The sequence below is a fragment of the Butyricicoccus porcorum genome, from assembly GCF_051246315.1.
Taxonomy (GTDB): domain Bacteria; phylum Bacillota; class Clostridia; order Oscillospirales; family Butyricicoccaceae; genus Butyricicoccus_A; species Butyricicoccus_A porcorum.
In genome coordinates this window covers 2,249,741-2,272,424 of sequence record NZ_CP178353.1, presented here as the reverse complement: position 1 = coordinate 2,272,424, position 22,684 = coordinate 2,249,741, and the positions used below count along the sequence as shown (strand labels likewise).

Annotated in this window: 16 protein-coding genes; 14 read left to right on the top strand and 2 right to left on the bottom strand. The window is 49.2% G+C overall.

Annotated elements, in window-relative coordinates; all coding sequences use genetic code 11:
• The first annotated feature begins 7 nt into the window (after positions 1–7).
• The 14 genes from ACLM7Z_RS11175 (at position 8) to ACLM7Z_RS11110 (ending at position 18,255) form a co-directional block, all read left to right on the top strand.
• Positions 8–931: a tocopherol cyclase family protein gene (locus tag ACLM7Z_RS11175; protein ID WP_435645042.1), complete on the top strand. Its 924-nt coding sequence runs from the start codon at positions 8–10 to the stop codon at positions 929–931.
• Positions 909–2,894: a thioredoxin domain-containing protein gene (locus ACLM7Z_RS11170; protein WP_435645041.1), complete on the top strand. Its 1,986-nt coding sequence runs from the start codon at positions 909–911 to the stop codon at positions 2,892–2,894. The genes ACLM7Z_RS11175 and ACLM7Z_RS11170 overlap by 23 nt, the downstream gene beginning before the upstream one ends.
• 148 nt (positions 2,895–3,042) lie before the next feature.
• Positions 3,043–6,195, top strand: a complete 3,153-nt coding sequence (locus ACLM7Z_RS11165) for a phage tail tape measure protein (RefSeq protein ID WP_435645040.1) — start codon at positions 3,043–3,045, stop codon at positions 6,193–6,195.
• Positions 6,192–6,842 (top strand): hypothetical protein, encoded by a 651-nt coding sequence (locus ACLM7Z_RS11160; protein WP_435645039.1) that lies wholly within the window; start codon positions 6,192–6,194, stop codon positions 6,840–6,842. Before ACLM7Z_RS11165 ends, ACLM7Z_RS11160 begins: the two co-directional genes overlap by 4 nt.
• Positions 6,839–8,278: a phage tail spike protein gene (locus ACLM7Z_RS11155; RefSeq protein WP_435645038.1), complete on the top strand. Its 1,440-nt coding sequence runs from the start codon at positions 6,839–6,841 to the stop codon at positions 8,276–8,278. The genes ACLM7Z_RS11160 and ACLM7Z_RS11155 overlap by 4 nt, the downstream gene beginning before the upstream one ends.
• A gap of 4 nt (positions 8,279–8,282) precedes the next feature.
• The gene (locus ACLM7Z_RS11150; protein WP_435645037.1) at positions 8,283–10,106 is read left to right on the top strand and encodes a hypothetical protein; all 1,824 of its coding nucleotides are present in this window, start codon (positions 8,283–8,285) and stop codon (positions 10,104–10,106) included.
• Positions 10,107–10,115: 9 nt separating this feature from the next.
• Positions 10,116–11,087: a hypothetical protein gene (locus ACLM7Z_RS11145; protein WP_435645036.1), complete on the top strand. Its 972-nt coding sequence runs from the start codon at positions 10,116–10,118 to the stop codon at positions 11,085–11,087.
• Positions 11,088–11,092: 5 nt separating this feature from the next.
• Positions 11,093–12,955: a DUF859 family phage minor structural protein gene (locus tag ACLM7Z_RS11140; RefSeq protein ID WP_435645035.1), complete on the top strand. Its 1,863-nt coding sequence runs from the start codon at positions 11,093–11,095 to the stop codon at positions 12,953–12,955.
• 69 nt (positions 12,956–13,024) lie between these two features.
• Entirely contained in the window at positions 13,025–13,447 is a 423-nt protein-coding gene (locus ACLM7Z_RS11135; protein ID WP_435645034.1) for a phage holin family protein, read from the top strand.
• Positions 13,440–14,231, top strand: a complete 792-nt coding sequence (locus ACLM7Z_RS11130) for an N-acetylmuramoyl-L-alanine amidase (protein WP_435645033.1) — start codon at positions 13,440–13,442, stop codon at positions 14,229–14,231. Before ACLM7Z_RS11135 ends, ACLM7Z_RS11130 begins: the two co-directional genes overlap by 8 nt.
• A gap of 177 nt (positions 14,232–14,408) precedes the next feature.
• Positions 14,409–14,654, top strand: coding sequence for an SHOCT domain-containing protein (locus tag ACLM7Z_RS11125; RefSeq protein WP_435645032.1), 246 nt, complete (start codon positions 14,409–14,411; stop codon positions 14,652–14,654).
• A gap of 53 nt (positions 14,655–14,707) precedes the next feature.
• Positions 14,708–16,273 (top strand): recombinase family protein, encoded by a 1,566-nt coding sequence (locus ACLM7Z_RS11120; protein ID WP_435645031.1) that lies wholly within the window; start codon positions 14,708–14,710, stop codon positions 16,271–16,273.
• Positions 16,274–16,690: an integrase gene (locus tag ACLM7Z_RS11115; RefSeq protein WP_435645030.1), complete on the top strand. Its 417-nt coding sequence runs from the start codon at positions 16,274–16,276 to the stop codon at positions 16,688–16,690.
• A complete protein-coding gene (locus ACLM7Z_RS11110) occupies positions 16,690–18,255 on the top strand; it encodes a recombinase family protein (protein ID WP_435645029.1) in 1,566 nt (521 codons plus the stop codon). Before ACLM7Z_RS11115 ends, ACLM7Z_RS11110 begins: the two co-directional genes overlap by 1 nt.
• Before the next feature lie 160 nt (positions 18,256–18,415).
• Here ACLM7Z_RS11110 and ACLM7Z_RS11105 read toward each other — a convergent pair whose 3' ends face one another.
• Complete coding sequence (locus ACLM7Z_RS11105) at positions 18,416–20,179, bottom strand: UvrD-helicase domain-containing protein (RefSeq protein ID WP_435645028.1); 1,764 nt, start codon at positions 20,177–20,179, stop codon at positions 18,416–18,418.
• On the bottom strand, positions 20,176–22,272 hold the full coding sequence (locus ACLM7Z_RS11100; protein WP_435645027.1) for an ATP-dependent nuclease: 2,097 nt from the start codon (positions 22,270–22,272) through the stop codon (positions 20,176–20,178). The genes ACLM7Z_RS11105 and ACLM7Z_RS11100 overlap by 4 nt, the downstream gene beginning before the upstream one ends.
• Positions 22,273–22,684: the final 412 nt, after the last annotated feature.

The window sequence follows — 22,684 nt, the reverse complement described above, 5'->3', positions numbered from 1 at the left end:
TGAGACTATGATAAAATACTATCATGGAACAGGAAAGCGCGGCCTGTATTTTGAAGGATGGTATCTGAAGCACCAGACCAAAGAGGGCGGCGCACTTGCTCTGATTCCGGCGGTTCATATTGACCGTTCGGGACGGCGCAGTGCGTCGCTTCAGGTCATTTCAGACAATCAGGCGTGGTGGCTGGAATATCCGGACACGGAATTCTGTGCTTCGGAGCAGGCATTCCGGATTCAACTGGGGAAAAACCTTTTCACCAGCCAGAGAATGTGGCTGAATGTGGAACGAGAGGGGCTTTCTCTGTGCGGCACTCTGCGCTACGGGCAGTTTACACCACTCAAATCGGATATTATGGGCCCGTTTCGCTTTCTTCCCGGCATGGAATGCTCGCATGGTGTCATCAGTATGGGGCATTCACTGGAGGGAACACTGGCGCTGAACGGGAAAAAGCTGGATTTTTCCGGCGGGACGGGATACATTGAAACCGACCGAGGCAGATCGTTTCCCAGCGCCTATCTCTGGACACAATGCACCTGGCAGGAGCCGCAGAGCGTCAGTCTGATGCTCTCGATTGCCGCCATCCCCATGGCAGTGGGGAGCTTTACCGGGTGTATCTGTGCAATTGTTTACGATGGACGGGAATACCGCCTTGCCACCTACCGCGGCGCGCGGGTAGAACAATGGTCAGAAAGCGGCGCAGAGATTCGACAGGGTAAGTACAGATTAGAGACAGAACTGCTGGAAGAGTATAAATGTCCCCTGCATGCGCCTGTGGAAGGAAGCATGGGACGCACCATCCACGAAAGCCTCTGCGCGAAAGTGCGATACCGCTTCTGGTGCGGAGAAACGCTCCTGTTTGAACACACAGACTGCCGCGCCAGCTTTGAATACGCGGACGAAAGGAATCATCATGGCCAATCAACTGCAATATGAAAAATCACCCTATCTGCTTCAGCATGCGGAAAATCCTGTGGACTGGCGTCCATGGGGAATCGTGGCTCTGGAAGAAGCCAAACGGGAGGACAAGCCCATTTTTCTGAGCATCGGTTACTCCACCTGTCACTGGTGTCATGTCATGGCGCATGAGTCATTTGAAACGGAAGAGGTAGCGGAGATGCTCAACCGTACCTTTATTCCAATCAAAGTTGACCGGGAGGAGCGTCCCGATGTGGATGCGGTTTATATGGCGGCATGCATTGCCATGAACGGTTCCGGCGGCTGGCCGCTCACTGTGCTTCTGACACCTGACCAGAAGCCGTTCTGGGCGGGCACATATCTGCCGAAACCGCAATTGATGTCTCTGCTGGAGCAGGCAGACCGGCGCTGGCGGGAAAACCGCGGGCAGTTGATTTCTGCGGGAGATATGCTGACGGAGCATTTGCGTCAGGAAGAAGCAGTACGGCCCGATGCACCCAGCCGTGCGCTTGTTGAGAAGGGAGTTGCTCTGTTTGTGCAGAGCTTTGACCGGCAATGGGGCGGCTTCGGACAGGCTCCCAAATTCCCGACAGCGCACAATCTGCTGTTTCTCCTGCGATATGCACGCCTGACGGGAAATCATCGGGTACAGGAAATGGCAGAGCTGACGCTGGAGCACATGTACCGTGGCGGACTGTTTGACCATGTGGGCGGCGGATTTTCCCGTTATTCCACCGACCGGAAGTGGCTGGTGCCCCATTTTGAAAAGATGCTCTATGACAATGCATTGCTGGCACTTGCCTATACGGAGGCCTGGAACCAGACCCATCAGGATTACTGCCGGGAGGTGGCCTGCCGCACACTGGACTATGTCCTCGCGGAGCTGACAGACCCACAGGGCGGCTTTTACTGTGGGCAGGATGCGGACAGTGACGGCGTGGAAGGCAAATACTATGTCTTTTCACCGGAGGAAATCGCCGCAATTGTTGGCGAGAAACAGGGCGAAGCCTTTTGCCGGCGATTTGACATTTCTTCTGCCGGAAATTTTGAAGGAAAGAGTATCCCCAATCTAATCGGTGCGCCGGACTGGGAACAGGAACCGGAGGAAATCAAAGCGCTGCGGAAACAGCTGTATGCATATCGCAAAGAACGGACAAGCCTGCATCGGGACGATAAGGTGCTCACTTCATGGAACGGCCTGATGATCGCGGCACTTGCCCGTGCGGGATTGATTCTGGATAAAGTGTGTTATCTGGATGCGGCAGAGCGGGCAGTTGCCTTTATCAGAAAGAATTTGAAAGACAGCAACGGACGCTTGCTTGTCCGCTGGCGCGATGGGGAAGCGGCCCATCCGGGCAAGCTGGAGGACTACGCGTTTTACACATGGGGACTGCTGGAGCTTTACGAAGCGACCTTCCACGTGGATTATCTGGAGGAAGCCTGCGCGCTGGCGGAGCAGTTGCTAAAGCTCTTTTTCGATCATGAACAGGGCGGATTTTATCCGTATGCAAAGGACGGGGAACAACTGATTACCCGCACCAAAGAGGTCTATGACGGCGCGATGCCCTCGGGCAATTCCGTAGCGGCGTTGGTGCTTTCCCGATTGGCACGGTTAACCGGAGAAACTCACTGGATGCAAGCGTCAGAACGTCAGTTTGCTTATCTGGCGGGAGCAATTCAGGGATATCCGGCGGGATATAGCTTTGCGCTTCTGGCATTGCTGGAGGAGCTCTGGCCGACAGCGGAGCTGGTATGCGCGGCAGACAAAATTCCGAAAGACCTGACAGACTTCCTCAGGGAACATGCCTGCGGGCTTACAGTGCTGGTGAAAACGCCGACGGATGAAACCCGGCTTGCCGCACTGGCACCATTCACTTCGGAATATCCCATCCCGGCGGCAGGAGTCCGGTACTATCTGTGCCGGGGAAAAACCTGCGAACGTCCGGTGGAAACCATTGCAGAACTGGAAAAGCTGATGTAGTATAAGAAAAGTCGCCGCATTGACCGGCGATTGGTTTCAATACAATTTATTTTGATACAGGAAGCATCAACCGGTGACGGTTGGTGCTTTTTTCACGCCCGGAGCAATCCGGGCTATTCTTTTGCCCATTTTGGGAGGTGATGGACACATGGCGAGCAGAATCAAGGGCATCACAATCGAAATCGGCGGCGACACAACCGGACTGGACAAGGCACTGAAGTCAGTCAATTCCTCGATTCGCACAACACAGTCAGCCTTAAAGGATGTCAACCGCCTCCTGAAGCTCGACCCATCCAACACACAGCTGCTTACCCAGAAGCAGAAGCTGCTGAAGGATGCTATCACTGCCACGAAAGAGAAGCTGGATTCTCTGAAAGAGGCGCAGATTCAGGCGAAGCAGCAGTTGGAAAGCGGCACGCTCGGTAAAGACAAATATGACGCGCTGGAACGTGAAATCATCGAGACCGAGCAGGAATTGCAGCGATTGCAGCAGCAGGCAGTCACCACCAATGCCACGCTGGAAAAGATCGATGTGGTGGGCGGCAAGATGGAAAGCGCAGGCGATGCCATTGCGGGCGTCGGAAAGAAGATGTCGATTGCGTCGACCGCGGTTGCCGGTCTGGGAGTGGCGGCAGTCAAAACCACAGCAGACTTTGATTCTGCTATGAGTCAGGTTGCCGCTGTGTCCGGCGCAACTGGGGATGACCTGCAGGCGCTTCGGGACAAAGCACGCGAAATGGGAGAAAAGACGAAGTTCTCCGCATCCGAAGCCGCAGAAGCTATGAATTACATGGCAATGGCAGGCTGGAAAACCAAGGATATGCTGAACGGCATTGACGGCATCATGAATCTGGCGGCGGCTTCCGGTGAGGATTTGGCGGCAACCTCAGATATCGTCACAGATGCGCTGACTGCATTTGGATTATCCGCAAAAGATTCCGGCCATTTTGCGGATATTCTCGCCGCAGCATCATCCAATGCGAACACCAATGTCAGCATGATGGGCGAGACCTTCAAATACTGTGCTCCGGTTGCCGGTGCGCTGGGCTACAGCGCGGAGGATACGGCGGAAGCAATCGGCCTGATGGCGAACGCAGGCATCAAATCTACGCAGGCAGGTACGGCACTGCGCTCCATTCTGACCAAGCTGCAGGGTGATATCAAGCTGACCGGAGCAAATTTCGGAGAGGTCACTGTGGCAACCACCAATGCAGACGGCAGCATGCGTTCGCTGGGCGATATTCTCGGAGATTTACGCGGCTATTTCGCACAGATGACAGAATCCGAAGCAGCAGCGACCGCTGAAACGCTTGTGGGACGGGAAGCCATGTCTGGCTTTCTCGCCATCATGCAGGCGGCTCCGGCTGACATCAAAAAGCTGAATACTGCGATTTCAAACTGTGACGGTGTCGCAGAGAAAATGGCAAATACCATGCAGGACAATCTGTCCGGACAGATCACAATCCTGAAAAGCCAGCTACAAGAGCTGGCAATTTCTTTTGGCGAAATGCTGATGCCTGCAATTCGTGCTGCTGTCACTGCGGTTCAGGGCTTTGTGGACAGGCTGAATCATATGGATGAAAGCACGCGAAAGGCTGTGCTCGCTGTCCTGATGATTGTCGCCGCCATTGGGCCGTTTCTGGTGATTCTGGGAACGGCGATATCCAAAATCGGCGTGGCAATGCAGGGCTTTGTCAAACTGGCAAAGGGCTTCGGAAAGCTCCAGCTGGCGATTCAAAACGGGACAGGCCTGATTGGAAAACTGGCATCTGCACTCGGCGGCATCACAGCTCCGATTGCTGCAATTATCGCGGTAATTGGGGTGTTGGTTGCCGCTTTTGTGCATCTGTGGAACACAAATGAAGGCTTTCGGGGTTCGATCATCAACACATGGAATCAGATAAAGTCGGCGTTTCAGACCTGCTGTACAGCAATTGTCGGGATGCTGAACAGTCTGGGCTTTGATTTCACCAGTGTCACAGATATGCTGCGTTCCGTCTGGAACGGCTTCTGTTCACTGCTGGCTCCCGTATTTGAAGGCGCGTTCCGTGCGATCGCAGCGATTCTCACAACCGTACTCGGCGTGATTACCGGTATTGTCCAGACATTTACCGCAGTCTTTCAGGGCAACTGGAGCGGCGCATGGCAGGGTGTCAAAACCATATTTTCGTCCATCTGGAATGGCATGTCATCCATTGTCAGCACGGTTCTGCAAACCATTCAGGGCATTGCGGATGCCATGCTCGGCTGGTTCGGCACGAACTGGCAGGCCGTGTGGACGGGGATCAAGACCTTTTTTGAAGGTATCTGGAACGGCATGGCCACATTTCTATCCACGGTCTGGACAACCATCTGTAATGTGGTCCAGACGGCGGTCATGCTGTTGGGCTCGATCCTGCAAGCGGCATTTGATGTTATTACACTGCCGTTTCAGTTTATCTGGCAGAACTGTCAGGATACCATCATTGAGGTCTGGGATTCGATTCAGGAAAAGGTTTCTGCGGCAATCAATGCGGTATCCGGTGTGATTTCCTCCGTCATGTCCGCGATTCTGGCTGTCATCAGCAGTATCTGGTCTGCGATTCTCACGAAGATCAGCACGGTTTTGAATGCGGTCAAAAGCGTGGTCGTGACAGTGTTCAATGCGATCAAGGGTGTTGCGTATACCGTCTGGAATGGGATCAAATCCGTGATTGCCTCTGTTGTGGATGCCATTCGGAGCAAGGTTTCTTCTGTCTTTGATGGGATCAAATCCTCGGTATCAGCGGCGTTTAATTCCATCAAGTCCACTGCCTCGTCTGTCTGGAACAGCATCAAAACAGCGATCACTAAGCCGGTGGAGGAAGCAAAGGCCAAGGTAAAAGCCTGCGTTGACGCGATCAAGGGCTTTTTCTCCGGTATGAAGCTGTCCCTGCCGCACATCAAACTGCCGCATTTCCATGTTTCGGGCAAGCTGTCTATCGACCCGCCAAGTGTCCCGCACCTGTCCATCGACTGGTACAAGGAGGGCGGCATTCTGGCAAAGCCGACGATATTCGGCATGAACGGCAGTTCGCTGATGGCAGGGGGAGAAGCCGGGGCGGAGGCAATTTTGCCGCTGTCAGCATTCTATAAGCATCTGGAGTCCATCCTTGCATCCAAACTGGATATGACGCGCATGGAGCAGTACCTTGCCATTATCGCGGACAACAGCGGGAAAGGGATTTATCTGGATGACGGCACGCTCATCGGCAGGCTGTTGCCCGGAATTGATGCCGGACTGGGCAGAATGCAAAAGCAGAAAAGGAGGGCAACGATATGATTCCTGATATTTATTTTGATGATGTTTCCATGCTGTCGTACGGCTGGCTCCGGGAATCGGTCGACTTTCCTGCGCCACAGCCACAGAATGACATTCTCACAGTACCGGGACGGAATTCCCCTATCCGTTATGCCGAAGCACTTGGCAGAATTTCATACCAGCCGCGGGAATTTACCGTGGTTCTGGCGATGCTCGGAACACACGCTCGCTTCATCTGGCAGAGCGCTGATATTATAAATCGGTTCAATGGCCGGCTGGTGAACGTGACTAAAAGTGAAGACCCGGAGGTCTATGCGGTTGGCACGCTGCTGATTCAGCCGTCCTATGACGCACTCACCGGAAAAGGAATTCTGACCATCTCCTGCACGGATGCCGACGCCTATCTGTACCATATCACCGAGACTGTGCAGTCCGTGACCGGAAACGCCGCAATTGTCCTGGACAATGATTTCATGCCGGTTGTTCCGACGGTTACGACAACTGCCCAGACAACACTGTCGTGGTCGGTTTTGGGGGATTCGTTTACCAAGACGCTGAGTGCGGGCGCATGGACGATTCCGGAGCTGGAACTTCAGGCCGGAAGCAACACCGTTACGGTTTCCGGCGCAGGCACGACCACCTTCCGCTATCGGGAGGGACGGTTATGAAGCTGTTCCGTGTCTATGTAGACGGCGCATTGTTCTACCATCCGCACCTGTCGAAACTGTCCATCACAGAAGCAAAGCTGGCGGAGGACGCGGAGGGCGTGGACAGCTTCATGCTTTCTGCGCCGCACGACCATCCTTATCTGTCCCGGATTCAGCCGATGGCGTCTGAGATTGTATGTAAAGATGGCGACGCGACGGTGTTTAAAGGCAGGGCGCTGGACATCGGCATGGACTTTTACAACACACATTCGTGGCAGTGCGAGGCGGCGCTGGCGTATCTGCGCGACAGCCAACAGCCGCCGTTTGCATATACCGGAAGTCTGTGCGGTCTGCTGGAGCTGTTCCTCAACAACCACAATTCTTCCGTCGAAGCACGAAAACAATTTGTTCTGGGCGAGGTCACCGTTACGGATTCCAATGATTATATCAATCGAAGCGCATCGGAATATATGGACACTATGAGCGCGATCAAATCCAAACTGCTGGACACGCACGGTGGATATCTGCGGGTGCGGTATGAAAACGACGGCAATTATCTCGACTGGCTGGCGGATTTAGATGTGCGTTCCGCGCAGACAGTGGAGTTTGGGAAAAACCTGCTGGATGTGAAAATAGAAGAATCCCACGAAGATCGTGTGACGGCGCTCATCCCGTTCGGCGCAAAGCTCACGGAAACCGATGAAGATGGCAACGAAACCGAAACGGATCAGCGCGTGACAATCGGTTCTGTTAACGATGGCAAGAATTATGTCTGCGACGAAACAGCAGTGGACGAAATCGGCTGGATCTGGACAACAGAAATCTGGGAAGATGTCACGCTTCCGCAGAATCTTCTAGCCAAAGCGAAGGCGCGGGTAAAAATCCTGTCAAAAGGCATCAGCAGTATTGAGCTGACCATCATAGACGAATCCATTACGGGTGCGGATATTGATGATATTCACGCCAGACAGTATGTGGTCTGCAAATCCGCGCCCCATGGGCTGGACGACACATTCCTGTGTACCGGCAGGACACGGGATTATCTGAACGCTTCGGGAAACACCATTACCATCGGAGCGGAGCGCGCCGGAATTGCGTCCATCACAGCGAAGCAGAACCCGGAAAAGCTCGTGCAAAACGTGAAAATCGAGCTGGAAGAACAGCTTTCCTCGATAGAGCGCAAACAGCTGTACCGGGTCGAAATCACCACCAAAGGCTCGTGTATTTTCACAGACAAGGGCATGGCGTCGGTACTGTCCGCCCATGTGTATGCGTGGAATACAGAGATCACCGCGAAGCTGGATGCGTCCTGCTTTGCCTGGCATCGCAGTTCATCAGATGAAGCCGCCGATGCGGAATGGGACAGCTATCATGCCGGCATGAAATCCATCACAGTCACAACGGAGGATGTACAGGACAATGCCTCCTTCCGCTGTGAAGTCAATATTCAGGAGTGAAAGTATGGCAGTTTTAACCTCATCTCAGCAGACCTTTGTGGACATCACCGATCAGCGGAAGCTGTCCGCATATATCACGTCCAACCTTCCGAAAACGCAGGTGGAAGACCCAAATGTCCTGCCGCACACCTATGCGCCCAGCTGGGACTCCGGAAATCTAAAGCTGACACCAGTCATTTTTCTTGACCAGACCAGTGTCGCGCTCGGCTCGACCGGGCTGACCATCACATGGAAGCGCAAGGACGGCGCGGGGGCAGAATCGGCGCTTGCGTCCGGGGAATCGGTGTCCGGCGGCATTTTGACGGTCAGTGAAAACAAACTGTCCGCGGCAGTGTCCGGTATGCTGACCTATCTCTGTTACATCAGCTATTACGATGCAGAGACGAAAAACACCGTCAATATCACCTCGGATATCACGTTTACGCTGGTGAAAAATGCGGAAAATGCGCGGCTCGCCTATGTCACAGCAGACACCTATGTGTTCAAGTACAATACCAGTTCCACGCTGGTCGGTGCATCGCAGGCAACTCTGACTGCACAGGTGCAGGGCGTTTCCATCAGCAAGTGGCAGTACAAAAACAGCTCGGATGTGTGGGCAGATTATCCGACCACCACGGACAACACCAGCATCACCGGCGGCACGCTGGTTGTCAAGCCGTCCCACGCGGTATTTGTGGACAATGTCGCACAGATCCGGCTGGTGACGGATGATGCGGATGTGTACGATACGGTCACGATCACGAAAATATATGACGGCGCAAAGGGTGATACGGGTGCAACGGGAGACAAGGGGGACACCGGAACAGGCGGGCTTTCCGTCATCCTGGGCAACGAATCGCAGACAATCGCCTGCACGAATGGTGGTCTGGTGCAGTCAGCGGTTGATGTGACCATTCCCTTTGTGGGCTATATCGGCATCACGCAGACCGCGTGCACCTGTGCCGTGGGCACCCTGCCGTCCGGTGTGACGACCAAATCCAACACAGCGGCAACGACGAGTGCCGCAGGCTCTGTTGTCCTCACTTTTTCGGCGAACGGCACGCTGGGCGGCGCGAGCGTGATGAACGGCACGATTGACCTGACCTTTACCATCTCCGGCAAATCGGTGGTCAAAAAATTCGGCTGGTCAAAATCAGTGAAGGGCAACACCGGCGCGAATGCCATTGTGTTTTCCGTCTATGCGCCGAACGGTACAGTCGTCCAGAACCAGTCCGGCACGCTGACGCTGGCAACTGCGGCTTATAATGGCAGTACGGAAATCACCAGCGGTGCCACATATCAGTGGGCAAAATATGTATCCGGCAGCTGGCAGGATATCTCCGGCGCAACCTCTGCCACATACACGGTCAGCGGCGCGGATATCGTGAATATCCAGTCATACCGCTGTACGATGACTTATAACGGTAAATCCTACGTCGATGTCATCACCGTGGAGGACAAATCCGACCCATATGTGTCCGAAATGCTCTCGATTGGCGGCTTTACGGTTAAAAACAATCTCGGCGGTGTCGTGCCGTATGTGATTGTGCGCACAAACCAGCAGGAAGTTGATGCCTTGAAGGGTGCGATTTCAGAAACTGCTCCGTCCAGCCCGGCATCTGGCGCGTTCTGGTACAAAATTGACCATACGGCAAAGACTGTCACGCTGATGAAATACAGCGGCTCCGCGTGGGCAGCGGCAACCGAAACGCAGGAGCTGACCTACACCTGGTACAAGCAGGACAAGGACGGCAATGCGGCGGCTTTCGATAAAACCGGGAAGGTCATCTATCTGTCCGCGGATGAAATTGACAGCCTTGCGACGCTGCAATGCGATGTGTCGAAGTAGGTGATTGGCATGGCAATTTTAACCTCCTGCCAGTCGACCTTTACAGACATGACAGATATTGAAATCGGTGGCAGAAACCTTGTGTTAAATTCGGATGTGGAGTCTTCCTTTAAGAATACGTATAAAACCTATGAGCTCTCTGAATACGGCAGAAAAGCTGTTTCGGGCAAGACCGTAACGATTTCACTGGATGCCTGTTCTGATACTGCCGGCATAACGATTGATGTATATGTGCGAAAGATCGTGGATGGCACCGGCAGCAGCTGCAATGCGAAAGCAAGCATCAAAAATGTTGGAACGGAGTATCAGAGATTTTTCGCTGTCGTCGAAGTCGCGGTAAGCGATTATATTGTACAGGCAGCTGTCCGCAGTAATTCCGCCAGCGGAACAGGGTACAGCACCACTGCGACGGTATACGCCAAGAATATTAAAGTGGAAATCGGCAATGTGCCGACTGACTGGACGCCCGCCCCGGAGGATACCAGGCAGGCCATTGATGCAACCGCAGATGAACTCCGCGAAAGCATCGTGGAGCAGAGCACCTCTCTGGTCAACACCTGTCAGGAAATACTTTTTTCTGCCCTGATGGATTACACCGAAACAGGTGATTTCACACAGTTCCGGGAATCCACCGAAGCACAGCTGAAGATTCTGTCAGATCAGATTTCATTGAATTTCTCTGATGTCACTTCGGAGCTGACCAAAATCAATGGTGATTTACAGGAGAAATTCAATACAATCACGAAATATTTCACATTCAGCGTCAATGGTCTGACGATTGGACAGGTAGATAACCCATATAAGGTCATTATCGACAACGACCGCTACAGCATGACAGTCAATGATGTGGAAGTGTTATGGATTGCGGGAGGCGAAGTGCATACGCCGGAGCTGACGGTCACAGACCGGCTCAAGCTGTTCGGCTATCAGCTTATGCTGGACAGTTCCGGCAATCTGAACTGCGAATATGTAGGAGTATAATTGATATGGCAGCATCAGGAAGTTTTTCTAAGGTGTTCAGTACAGGCTATACGCTGCTTGTGGAGTGGACGGAAAGTAATGTGGATGCACCGAACAATCAGAGTGATATTACTGTGACCGCGAAGCTGAAAGCCACAGGATCATATCATATTTCTTCCTCTGCATCCAAAACAATAAGCCTGACAATCAACGGAACAAAATATTCAAGCACCTGCACAGTGGGCATCAGTGGCGGCGAAACAAAGACGCTGATGACCAAGACGGTAGCGGATATCACACACGGCACAGATGGCAGCAAAACAATTTCCATCTCATGTTCTCTTGATATACAGGTAACGCTGTCCGGCAGCTATGTATCGAATGTGTCAACCTCTGGCTCGGCAACTCTGACAAAAATTGCACGATCCAACACGTTATCTGCCAGCAACGGCACATTGGGAACAGCGCAGACATTAACTGTGACCAAGGCAGATTCCAGTTTTACACACACGATCACATATACGTGTGGTTCCGCATCCGGTACGATTTGCACGAAGTCAAGCGCGGCTTCTGTTTCATGGACGCCGCCGCTCTCATTGGCATCGCAGGCACCTTCCGGTACAGCGGTTTCCGTAGCGCTCAAAATCCAGACCTATTCCGGCAGCACCGCGCTGGGAAACGCATCGAAAACCATCACCTGCGCCATTCCGGCGAGCGTAAAACCGTCTATTTCCATTGCGGTTTCGGACAATAACGGCTATGCATCGACATATGGCGCCTATATTCAGGGATTGTCCTGTGTGAAGGTTACAGCAACGGTTACGTTGCAGTACAGCGCGACAGCATCCGGCTATGATGTGACAATTGACGGGAAGAAATATACAGCTGGAACATCAGCGTCGGTGGTTTCTGATGCACTGACGAGTACGGGCAGTCTGACGATTACAGCATCTGTGACAGATTCCCGTGGGCGTACGGCGAATACAACACAATCCATTACGGTTCTTGCATATTCGCCGCCGTCTATTACGGCATTTACCGCAAAGCGGTGCGATTCGTCTGGAAATTTGTCTGCAACAGGCACATATCTTAAGGTCACATTTTCGGCATCCATCACAGACTTTGGTACTGCTGCAAGTACAGCGAATACGGCGGCGTATAAGCTGCAATATAAGAAAACAACGGCAGCAAGCTATACGGCCGTTGCTTTGACCAGCTATTCCGGAAAATTTTCCGTTTCAAATGGCACATACAAGTTTTCAGCGGATAAAGCTGCGGCATATGACATTATTTTGACTGCAACCGATGCTTTTCGGTCTTTCCCCTGTACCGGCAAAGGTCCGGCTGCGATGACACTGTTTTCTTTCCTGAAGGGCGGTATGGGAATTGCATTCGGCAAGGTTGCGGATACGGAAGGATTTGACATCAATCTGCCTGCCATTTTTCGCGGGAAGCTGTCGTTTCATTCCGATGCGGCGGTTTCCATGCTGGATTACTGCCATCCGGTTGGCACGATCTATGAAACGGTGGATGAAAATTTCGATCCGGCAACGGCATGGGGCGGCACATGGGAGCGCATCAAGGATAAATTTCTGCTTTCTGCCGGCGATACGTATGCAGCAGGCACTACGGGCGGCGAAGCGACACACAAGCTGACCACCTCTGAAATGCCGTCACATTCCCATCGGTCTTACGTGTACAACAGCTCCGGCACAACGAGCTGGACACCGACCTATGGAACCTATGCGCTCACGGTAGGTTCTGTCAATAATTCGTCTCCGGTCAAAACATGGGGCGCTACGGTTGCGCTGGACAAAACCGGAGGGTCTTCTGCGCACAACAACATGCCACCGTATCTCGCGGTCTATGTCTGGAAACGCACGGCATAACAACACAGGCGGCTGTCTTCGGACAGCCGCTTTTCAGATAGAGGAAATCAAATAATGGAGGAATTGTTTATGAAGGAATTTTGGAATGGAATCCAGCTGGTATTCGCCGTCATTGGCGGCTGGCTGGGCTGGTTCCTGGGCGAATGCGATGGACTGATGTATGCGCTGATTGCATTTGTCATCGCGGATTATGTTACTGGTGTGATGTGTGCCGTTTCGGACAAACAGCTGTCCAGCGAAGTCGGATTCAAAGGAATCTGCCGGAAGGTGCTGATCTTTGTTCTGGTAGGCATGGCAAATATTCTGGATATGCATGTGATTGGCACCGGCTGTGTTGTTCGCACGGCGGTGCTGTTTTTCTATATCTCGAATGAAGGCGTGTCTGTGCTCGAGAATGCCGGTCATTTAGGCCTGCCGGTTCCGGCGAAACTGCTGGATGTACTGGAACAGCTTCATGAGGATGCGGAACAGGAGGGTATTGACAATGAGTAAAACGATTACAACTGGATGGATTACAGATAAAATCAACGGCATTGCTGTGAGCAGGATTGCGTGTTCTTCTAAAAATTATGCGCCCTGCTCCAGCCGTACCGTTTCCTTTCTGGCGGTGCATTATACCGGCAATGCAAAGGATACTGCCACGGGCAACGGCAATTATTTCAAAAACAACAGTGTGGGTGCATCAGCGCATCTGTTTGTGGATGATTCCCATATCGTGCAGTCAGTGCGGCTGAAGGATCGTGCATGGCATGTCGGCGCAAATTCCTATAAGCACAAGACCTGCCGCAACACGAATTCCATCGGCATCGAAATGTGCACCAGCGGCGGCTATAAGGTCAGCGCGAAGACGAAACAGAATGCGGCGCATCTCTGTGCGTATCTGTGCCGAATGCTCGGCATTACGGCAGGGCAGGTGGACACGTATGTGCTCCGACACTGGGATGTCACCGGCAAAAACTGCCCGGCACAGATGGCAGGAAACGGCAATGTGGAGTGGACGGCATTCAAGGCGGAAGTGAAATCCATTCTGAACGGCAAGCCGAATGCATCGACCAGCGCTCCTATATCAGCGACATCGTTCAAGGTTCAGGTCTCTGTTTCGAATCTGAACATCCGCAAGGGGCCGGGTACGAACTATGCCAGGACCGGAAAAAAGACGGGCAAGGGCGTGTTCACGATCACCGAAACAAAGTCCGGCACAGGATCAAAAGCCGGATGGGGCAAGCTGAAATCCGGCGCAGGCTGGATTTCACTGGATTACTGCACCAGAGTATAGCCATAAACAAAACTTTACAAAAATAACCAGAAGAATATGATTGTTCTTCTGAGTATAGGATTGATGGCCTGTGAGGGGATTTTTTTCCTTGCAGGCCCTTTTCCTTGCTCTTTTTCGTCCATAGACACTTCTAATGTCCAGAATGTAGTGAGGAAAGACCTTAGAACGGAGGAAATCATGAATACTATGGAAACAAAATCCATATTACACGAAGCTAATATTACAGATCATTTAAATCTCGCTCCCAAGCCGATCACACAGGAGGAATTGCAGCGAGATTATAACTATTACAGAGCTCAGAAGACGGCGGAAACCATGCTGGAGCTTGGGCTGATTTCCTTGTCGGAATTCAACAATTTGACCCGCATCAATCGGGAAACATTTTTGCCGTTTTTGGTGGAAATTCTGCCCGAAATTGGTTGATAATACACGGTTTCAGAGCTAAAATGTGACACTGATCAAGGAGGTGAACGACCATGAAAAGGATTAGCAAAATCGAAGGTGTGCAGGGAGCGCGGCCACCAAAGCATAAGCTCCGTGTGGCCGCTTACTGCCGCGTTTCCACTGATAGCGATGCGCAGCTGGAGAGTCTGGAAGCGCAGAAAAAGCACTATGAAAGCTATATCACCGTCCGTGATGACTGGGAATTTGCTGGGCTTTATTACGACGAGGGCATCACCGGAACCAAGAAGGAGAAGCGTCCAGAGCTGATGCGTCTGATTGCCGACTGTGAGGCGAAGAAGATAGATTTCGTTATCACCAAGTCCATCAGCCGATTTTCCCGAAACACAACGGACTGCTTGGAACTGGTGCGAAAGCTGCAAACTCTGAACATCTCCATCTTTTTCGAGAAGGAAAACCTTAACACCGGATCGATGGAAAGCGAGCTGTTTCTTGCTATCCTCAGCAGTATGGCGGAATGTGAATCGGTATCCATTTCCGAGAACAGCAAATGGTCTGTGGAGCGCCGTTTCCAGAATGGCACATTTAAGCTCAGCTACCCGCCCTATGGCTATGATTGGGACGGAACGAATCTGGTTATCAATGCGGAGCAGGCTGAGATTGTAAAACGTATCTTTGCGGAAACACTCTCCGGCAAGGGTACTGATGTGATCGCTGCCGGATTGAACGCGGAAGGTATTCCGGCAAAGAAGGGGAGTCACTGGACGTCAACTACCATTCTGGGAATGCTGACGAATGAGAAATATACCGGTGATGCGATCTTCCAGAAAACCTACACGGATTCCGGATTTAATCGCCATCGGAATGTAGGGCAGAAGGATCAGTATATGGCAGCCAATCATCATGAAGCTATCATCAGCAAAGAAGACTTCGAAGCTGCTGCCAAACTCATCGCCCAGCGCAGAGCTGAAAAGGGTGTAGTCAAAGGTTCCCGAAAATACCAGAATCGATACGCTTTTTCCGGCAAAATCTTCTGCGGCGAATGCGGCAGTACCTTCAAGCGCAGAGTTCACAGCAGTATCGGTGGAAAATATGTAGCATGGTGCTGTCAGACGCATATCGAGGACAAGGATAAATGCTCCATGCTTTTCATCCGGGATGATGACCTGAAGCTGGCCTTTGTTACCATGCTCAACAAACTTATCTACAGCCACAAGCTGGTCTTGAGACCGTACCTGAAGGCCATTCAGGAGAATTCCAGTGACGAAAACCTGCACCGTATTCAGCATCTGGAGCATCTGTTGGAGCAGAACACCGAGCAGCGTGAAACCCTGACCAAGCTCATGGCGCAAGGGTATATCGATCAGGTGCTCTTTAATCGGGAGAACAATGCACTGCTGTCACAGGCTGACGGTTTCCGGGCAGATATCGAGGCATTAAGAACAAACATGACCGGAGACATGTCACGGGTTAGGGAAGCAGAACGCCTGCTGCACTTTGCAGAAAAGGAACATATGCTGACAGCCTTTGATGATATTCTGTTTACAAGATTTGTTGACCACATTGATGTGTACTCCCGACAGAAAATCGGTTTTGTCATGAAATGTGGGTTGACGCTCAGTGAAAGGATTGGTGAATAAATGGGGCATACACCGTTTGGATATCGGATCAAGAATGGCAAAGCGGTAATTGACGAGCCTGCCGCAGAAAAAATCCGACAGCTCTACCAGAACTACCTGAGCGGAATGTCCATGGTGGCAGCTGCCAAAGCAGCCGACATCGATACTTATCATGGAACTGTCAAGCGCATGATGGAGAATCGTCATTATATGGGAGATGATTTTTACCCAGCAATCATCGATGTGAACACCTTCACGGAGGCCATGCTGGAGCGCCAGCGCAGAGCAAAGAAGCTGGGACGCACGGATCGCATCAAGCCACCGGTCAAGAAAACAGCACCGACCACATTTACACTGGGGAAGATTAAGGAATTTTACGATGATCCAGCAAAGCAGGCTGAGTACCTGTACAGCTTGATAGAAAGCGAGGCAACATAATGGGAAATGTAATGGTTATTCCGGCAAAACGACAAGTCGGAAACACAGCCCGACAGCAGGATATAAAGCCAAAGCTCCGAGTCGCAGCATACTGCCGCGTCAGTACCGACAGTGATGAGCAGGCGACAAGCTATGAGGCACAGGTAGAGCACTACACAGATTACATTCAGAAAAATCCGGAGTGGGAATTTGCCGGCATATTTGCAGATGATGGTATCTCCGGCACTAACACCAAAAAACGCGAGGAATTCAACCGCATGATAGGTGAGTGCATGGCCGGACAAATTGATATGATTATCACCAAGTCCATCAGCCGATTTGCCCGAAATACGCTGGACTGCCTGAAATACATCCGCCAGCTCAAGGAAAAGAACATTCCGGTCTATTTTGAAAAGGAGTCCATCAACACGATGGACGCTAAGGGCGAGGTTCTGATTACGATCATGGCATCGCTTGCCCAGCAGGAAAGCCAGTCACTGAGCCAGAATGTGAAGTTAGGCTTGCAGTTCCGCTACCAGAATGGGCAGGTGCAGGTCAATCACAATCGATTTCTCGGCTACACAAAGGATGCAGAAGGACATCTGATCATTGATCCTGTGCAGGCCGAAGTGGTCAAACGCATCTACCGGGAATATCTGGAAGGGTATAGCATGGACAAGATTGCCGCCGGTCTGGAGCGTGACGGAATTTTGACTGGCGCTGGGAAAACAAAATGGTGGACAAGCACCATCAATAAGATTCTCCGCAATGAAAAGTATATCGGTGATGCGCTGCTTCAGAAAACCTACACTACAGATTTTCTGAACAAGACCAGAGTGAAGAACACAGGCATCGTTCCGCAGTACTACGTGGAGGCTGACCACGAGGCGATTATTCCAAAGGACATCTTCATGCGGGTGCAGGAAGAGCTGGTGCGCAGGCGAGTGGTCAAAGTGAGCGCCAATGGGAAAAAACGCACCTATAGCAGTAACCACTGCTTTTCACAGATCGTCATCTGTGGAGAATGCGGTGAAATGTTCCGCAGAATTCACTGGAACAATCGTGGCTGCAAATCCATCGTATGGCGCTGCATCAGCAGGCTGGAAGCAACCGGTTTGGAATGCCATGCGCGGACAGTCAATGAGCAGGAACTGGAACGGGTGGTAGTTGCTGCCCTGAATGAGCTGCTTGGTGACAGAGAAGGATACCAGCGCCAGCTCCAGCAGAACATTGCCACCGTCATCCGGGCCTCGGCTACCGCATCAGCGGATGCCATTGATGAGAAGCTGTTGGAGCTTCAGCAGGAGCTTCTCAAGAAGGCCAACAGCAAGGAAGCCTACGATGAGATTGCCGATGAAATCTTCCGGCTCCGGGAACTGAAACAGCAGACCTCCGTTGATACGGTGTCCAGAGACGAACAAATTAAGCGCATCACTGCGCTTCAGGATTTCATTCGCAGTCAGCCTGCTGAACTCACGAAATTCGATGAGGCACTGGTACGGCGCTGGGTGCAGAAAATTACTGTCTGGTCTGATAAGTATACGGTGGAATTAAAGTCTGGCCTCAAAGTGGATATTGAAGCATAATCCAATAAAGCAGGAAGCCCTCCTGACCACCATGATTGATGGCCGGGAGGACGTTCGTTTGGGATGCATCCACCAAATTTGTTGAATGCAGTTTTGCATCCGACTTTTGTGTGTCTGACGGGTGGTTATTTAACGTTTATCGAACCTGTTTTCTAGGCAGTTAAAGTCTGATTATCTGAAGCATATTGAACTTTTCGCTAAGCTTTTTTTCATCCTCAGGAGAAATAACCTCCGCATCGAACTGTATAAATAGTCTGTTTTGAGCTCTGCTGAATGCCACATATGCGATTCTATGCTCTTCATCAGTGCCTAGTTTTGGTTCTAAAAGAGCTTTTTTTACTTTATCGTTCCCCACTACAAAAACGTTTCTGAATTGAGCCCCCTTTGACTTATGTATTGTAATATGCGCACTTGTGTCCTCGGGAATGTTCATACAGACTGCTATGCTCTGATAAGAGGTGTCTTCATAAAACGATTTTGCGTTTCCTTTGCTGAAGCCCGGGAGGCGTTTCATTGAAAGCGATGCGGCCACTTCATAAAATTTCATCAAATTATCATTTGAGTACGAAAAATACTCGCGCAGTAATATTGACAAAACATATAATGCCTGCTTTTTAGGATTATCATTGTTGCGAAATGTATGTTCTAAATTTTTAATAGCCTCTTTGAATTTCCCGTTTTTGGCCAATTCCACAGCGCGGACTGTATTCTCAATATAGGACCTTCTAACTACAGAGGTATCCAATTTTCGATACTTCTCAAGAAGCTTAGCATTTAGAACAGTGTCATCAATGTCCTTTTTCATTGCATTTGAAGTTATGTTGTTTCTTGAAAGAGATGTGATTGTTTCTTCAGGAGTATTTCCGCACATATCCAAAGCTTTCTGGTATGCAGATATTCTATCTCCAACTATAACACAAACACTATTTCCGCTTTTACCATTGCATGGTTCTTGCTTAATATCATCACGAAGAACGTTCAAAAATCTTACAATATCTTCACTGCTTCTGTGATTCTGGACAATCGTGAACTGGTTGCCTTTAGGTACTTTAAAAGACTTAAAAAGAGATGGATTTGCACCTTGAAATGAATAGATGGACTGAGACTTATCACCAATAACACCTATGATGGTCTCTCTTTCCTTTATTCGATCTACTATATATGCTTGTACAGGCGAAGTATCTTGGTATTCATCCAAAAAAATATACGGAAATTTAGCCCGAAGGATATCAAGGATAAACGGATAATGATTGATTAGGACCACTGAAAAAAACAGAACATCATTGTGGTCTATTTTCCCTTTTCGCCAGTATATTTTCTTCAGATCTTCCAGATGTGCTGATAGTATTTTCAAATTCGAGCCTTTTAAACGAACTTCCTCGCCATCCGTACTATAAACCGCTTTGCTATCATCACAGCCAAAGCTTACTGCACCTTTTTCATAATAGCATTGCATAGATTGGAGCCACTTTTCTAATGCGGCAAATTGCTTTGGAATCTTTAATAATTGATTTCTGGTGTTTGGATGTTTCAAAGAATCAAAAACAGGATCAGCCAACCATTCATCTAAATACCTTCTATTAACGAAAAAGTCATCGTGTCCATTTAATAAACTGCAATCAGCTTCATACTCCTGTGGTATAAATGTAGCATAGGGCTTAACAACATTTCTATACAAAAAGCTATGAATCGTCGAAACTTCAACTTTTCCTGAAACACTTTTTCCTAATCTTTGAAGAATCGTTTCCACGCCGGTATTGGTATAAGTAATGCATGCTACTTTTCGAGTGCAAGAGAGTCTGTCTGAATTCTGTATAACGTTTTTAATATGATTCACCAAGAAATCTGTCTTCCCAGCACCTGGACCTGCCTCTACCTTGAAACCCTCTTCGATCGGAATTTTATCTGTGGATGTAATTGTCATTTGTCGTCACACACCCATTCAATTGCGTTCTTAATGTATTCAGGAACATGAAATTCTTGAAATTCCGGCGTTCCCTTTTTCGAATAATTTTCCTGTAAAATCGATGAAAGCTCCAAAGCGTTTTCACCTTTTCCTACAGAATTCAAGTAGCGAGAAGCAATGACAGCGGCTTTTTTTGAAGATTCAGGCCAAACTTCGGGCGATAGTTCTTTGCGCAACGCAGATGTTATTCTTTTGTCTTCTTCACTTGACCGAAGAAGTGCAAATAAATATTCCAATGATTCACCTGAAGAAAAAGCGTCCATAAGATCAGACAGTTCTTTAGCATTCGCCAACGACGGCGTTATTAGCAGTTTGCACCCAGAGTTTTCAAAGGCTATTTGATATTCAAGAGTTTTTCCATAAGTGGAATCCTGAGTGAACGAACGAATATTAGGATGACGCTTATCTTCATACGTTTGCAGAGCAATGTTTTTTGTATAGCTGTATATATCTTCTTCTATACCAAATTCATAAGGATAACATTTTTTAGATTTTCCATTTTTTTCATCCTTTTTTCGCCTCATCGGATCTAAATCAGTGATACAGGCGATCCTGCGGTTAATGGTATTTTTTCTAGTACTGTCAAACAGATATAAGAAATGCTGAAAATATCTACCTCCGATGTTGATAACAGAAACATGGTTCTCTTCAAGGCTTTTTCCTAAATATTCAGCAAAAATAGGAAGGAGTAGCTGCTCAGCCATGCCTTCCACAAAAATTATCCTTTCGGCGAACAGCATATTTGATTTGGTTGCATCAAGGAAACGTTGAACATACTTTTTACTATCGCTGTTCTCCCTTGGACTTCCGCCGGGTTGAGCATCAACAAATACCTTTCCCGGATAGGACACATGAATCCTATCATCAGTCCGATACAAACAAATAAGGTCATCAAGTTGCGCAGAAGAAGTAATATGCGTGGAATGCGAGGTAATAAAAACTTGTCGAACTTTGTTCGTTTTTAGGTTGTCTTTCAAGAATTTAATAAATTGGAATTGCATTGTAGGGTGCAGATGTGCCTCAGGCTCTTCTATCACCAAGATAGGAAACACTTTAGCGTTACTGCCCAAATAGCTACCATCCGAATCCACTTGCATTTTTGCAAGCAGCAATGACATAAAAATCAGGTTATTATACCCCAAACCATTATTTGCTACTGGAATCGTCATTCCCGTGTGCTGCTTTATAATCAATTGAAGAATTGAGTACACCTCGTTTTCACTCATTGCTCCCTCAAAGGTCGGTGTCGATTTATCAAATGAGGCTCCAATATGATCTGCATACGACAAAATCTCATCATTGCCCTTATGTAATCTTTCTTTTAATTTATCAATTAGAGTATCCGATGTGGTTTTGAAATCGCTCTTACGAGTATCAATTCTTTTAGTTCGTTCCTCCTGAGAAATAGTTTCGTCTGATTTGATATCATAATCCAGAAAGAAATCAATCACATTTTTTAAAAGTGTATTTTTCCCAGAATACATATCTCTTTCTACATCTCGAATGGCATCCAGAAATTGAAAGTCAAACTTTGAAAGATTTTCTCCGTCTACCTGTACTTGATTATCTGGATTGCCAATCCAAATTTTATAGACATATAGTCGTATAAATAGATTTTCAACTTGCTCCCATACTTTCATTGGGCTTTCAGCATTTTTGATTGAGTTCAAATAATCTTGTTCATGTTCTTCTGGTAAAAAGAAGTCGTATTGTATTTGAGCAGCATATGGCTCTTCCAATTTTACAAGCCAACTACTAACAGTAACTAACTCATCCCCCATCAAATCTTCTTCGGCGGACTGAGATAGTGTTACAGTTACAGTAATTTTAGGAGAATGTTGTTTTAACTCGTTCAGAGGAATTCCGTTATAAAAATCATTTGTCGAAAGTTGCTTCCGAGCTTTACTATCAAAAAATAATGCTAATGCTCTCAGCAAATTTGATTTCCCTGAATTATTTTGACCTACAAGGATGTTAATACCTTCCCTGAAATCTACAGAAAGATTACTAAAACCACGATAGTTTTGTATAGTAATATTTGATATATACATAGCTGAACACGCCCTCCATCTAAATTATTAAGCGGTTTTTTACTAACAATTTGTAACCGACAAATAACAAGGCGGCATACGTAAAATACAGCCCGAGAATCCTCAAATCTGTGTAAACACAGTATTGCAGCGCAGAATTTTATAGTCGGGGGACGGCATATCTGTCGTTCCCTTGCTCACACTATAACGGCAATACCGTTCCGATGTCAAGGGAAGCGGAGCATGAGCCGTTGTTGGGTTTGACGTTATCCATTCCACATACTCAATCTACAAAACAGTTGTGACTGCGGAATTGTTGTCAAACCCGACATCTATTCCGAACACTCAATTTTTTTCGTTATGTTAGAGGGCGCATAGATATGTTTCCATATACTGCGACCGATTGGTGAGTGGTATTGCTGTCAGTCCTCAA

Excerpts from the sequence above, each read along its gene's own strand:
- ACLM7Z_RS11125 (WP_435645032.1), top strand. The coding sequence starts at position 14,409 with ATGAATACTATGGAAACAAAATCCATATTACACGAAGCTAATATTACA.
- ACLM7Z_RS11115 (WP_435645030.1), top strand. The coding sequence starts at position 16,274 with ATGGGGCATACACCGTTTGGATATCGGATCAAGAATGGCAAAGCGGTA.
- ACLM7Z_RS11130 (WP_435645033.1), top strand. The coding sequence starts at position 13,440 with ATGAGTAAAACGATTACAACTGGATGGATTACAGATAAAATCAACGGC.
- ACLM7Z_RS11110 (WP_435645029.1), top strand. The coding sequence starts at position 16,690 with ATGGGAAATGTAATGGTTATTCCGGCAAAACGACAAGTCGGAAACACA.
- ACLM7Z_RS11175 (WP_435645042.1), top strand. The coding sequence starts at position 8 with ATGATAAAATACTATCATGGAACAGGAAAGCGCGGCCTGTATTTTGAA.
- ACLM7Z_RS11165 (WP_435645040.1), top strand. The coding sequence starts at position 3,043 with ATGGCGAGCAGAATCAAGGGCATCACAATCGAAATCGGCGGCGACACA.
- ACLM7Z_RS11140 (WP_435645035.1), top strand. The coding sequence starts at position 11,093 with ATGGCAGCATCAGGAAGTTTTTCTAAGGTGTTCAGTACAGGCTATACG.
- ACLM7Z_RS11135 (WP_435645034.1), top strand. The coding sequence starts at position 13,025 with ATGAAGGAATTTTGGAATGGAATCCAGCTGGTATTCGCCGTCATTGGC.
- ACLM7Z_RS11100 (WP_435645027.1), bottom strand. The coding sequence starts at position 22,272 with ATGTATATATCAAATATTACTATACAAAACTATCGTGGTTTTAGTAAT.
- ACLM7Z_RS11145 (WP_435645036.1), top strand. The coding sequence starts at position 10,116 with ATGGCAATTTTAACCTCCTGCCAGTCGACCTTTACAGACATGACAGAT.
- ACLM7Z_RS11155 (WP_435645038.1), top strand. The coding sequence starts at position 6,839 with ATGAAGCTGTTCCGTGTCTATGTAGACGGCGCATTGTTCTACCATCCG.
- ACLM7Z_RS11105 (WP_435645028.1), bottom strand. The coding sequence starts at position 20,179 with ATGACAATTACATCCACAGATAAAATTCCGATCGAAGAGGGTTTCAAG.
- ACLM7Z_RS11150 (WP_435645037.1), top strand. The coding sequence starts at position 8,283 with ATGGCAGTTTTAACCTCATCTCAGCAGACCTTTGTGGACATCACCGAT.
- ACLM7Z_RS11160 (WP_435645039.1), top strand. The coding sequence starts at position 6,192 with ATGATTCCTGATATTTATTTTGATGATGTTTCCATGCTGTCGTACGGC.
- ACLM7Z_RS11170 (WP_435645041.1), top strand. The coding sequence starts at position 909 with ATGGCCAATCAACTGCAATATGAAAAATCACCCTATCTGCTTCAGCAT.
- ACLM7Z_RS11120 (WP_435645031.1), top strand. The coding sequence starts at position 14,708 with ATGAAAAGGATTAGCAAAATCGAAGGTGTGCAGGGAGCGCGGCCACCA.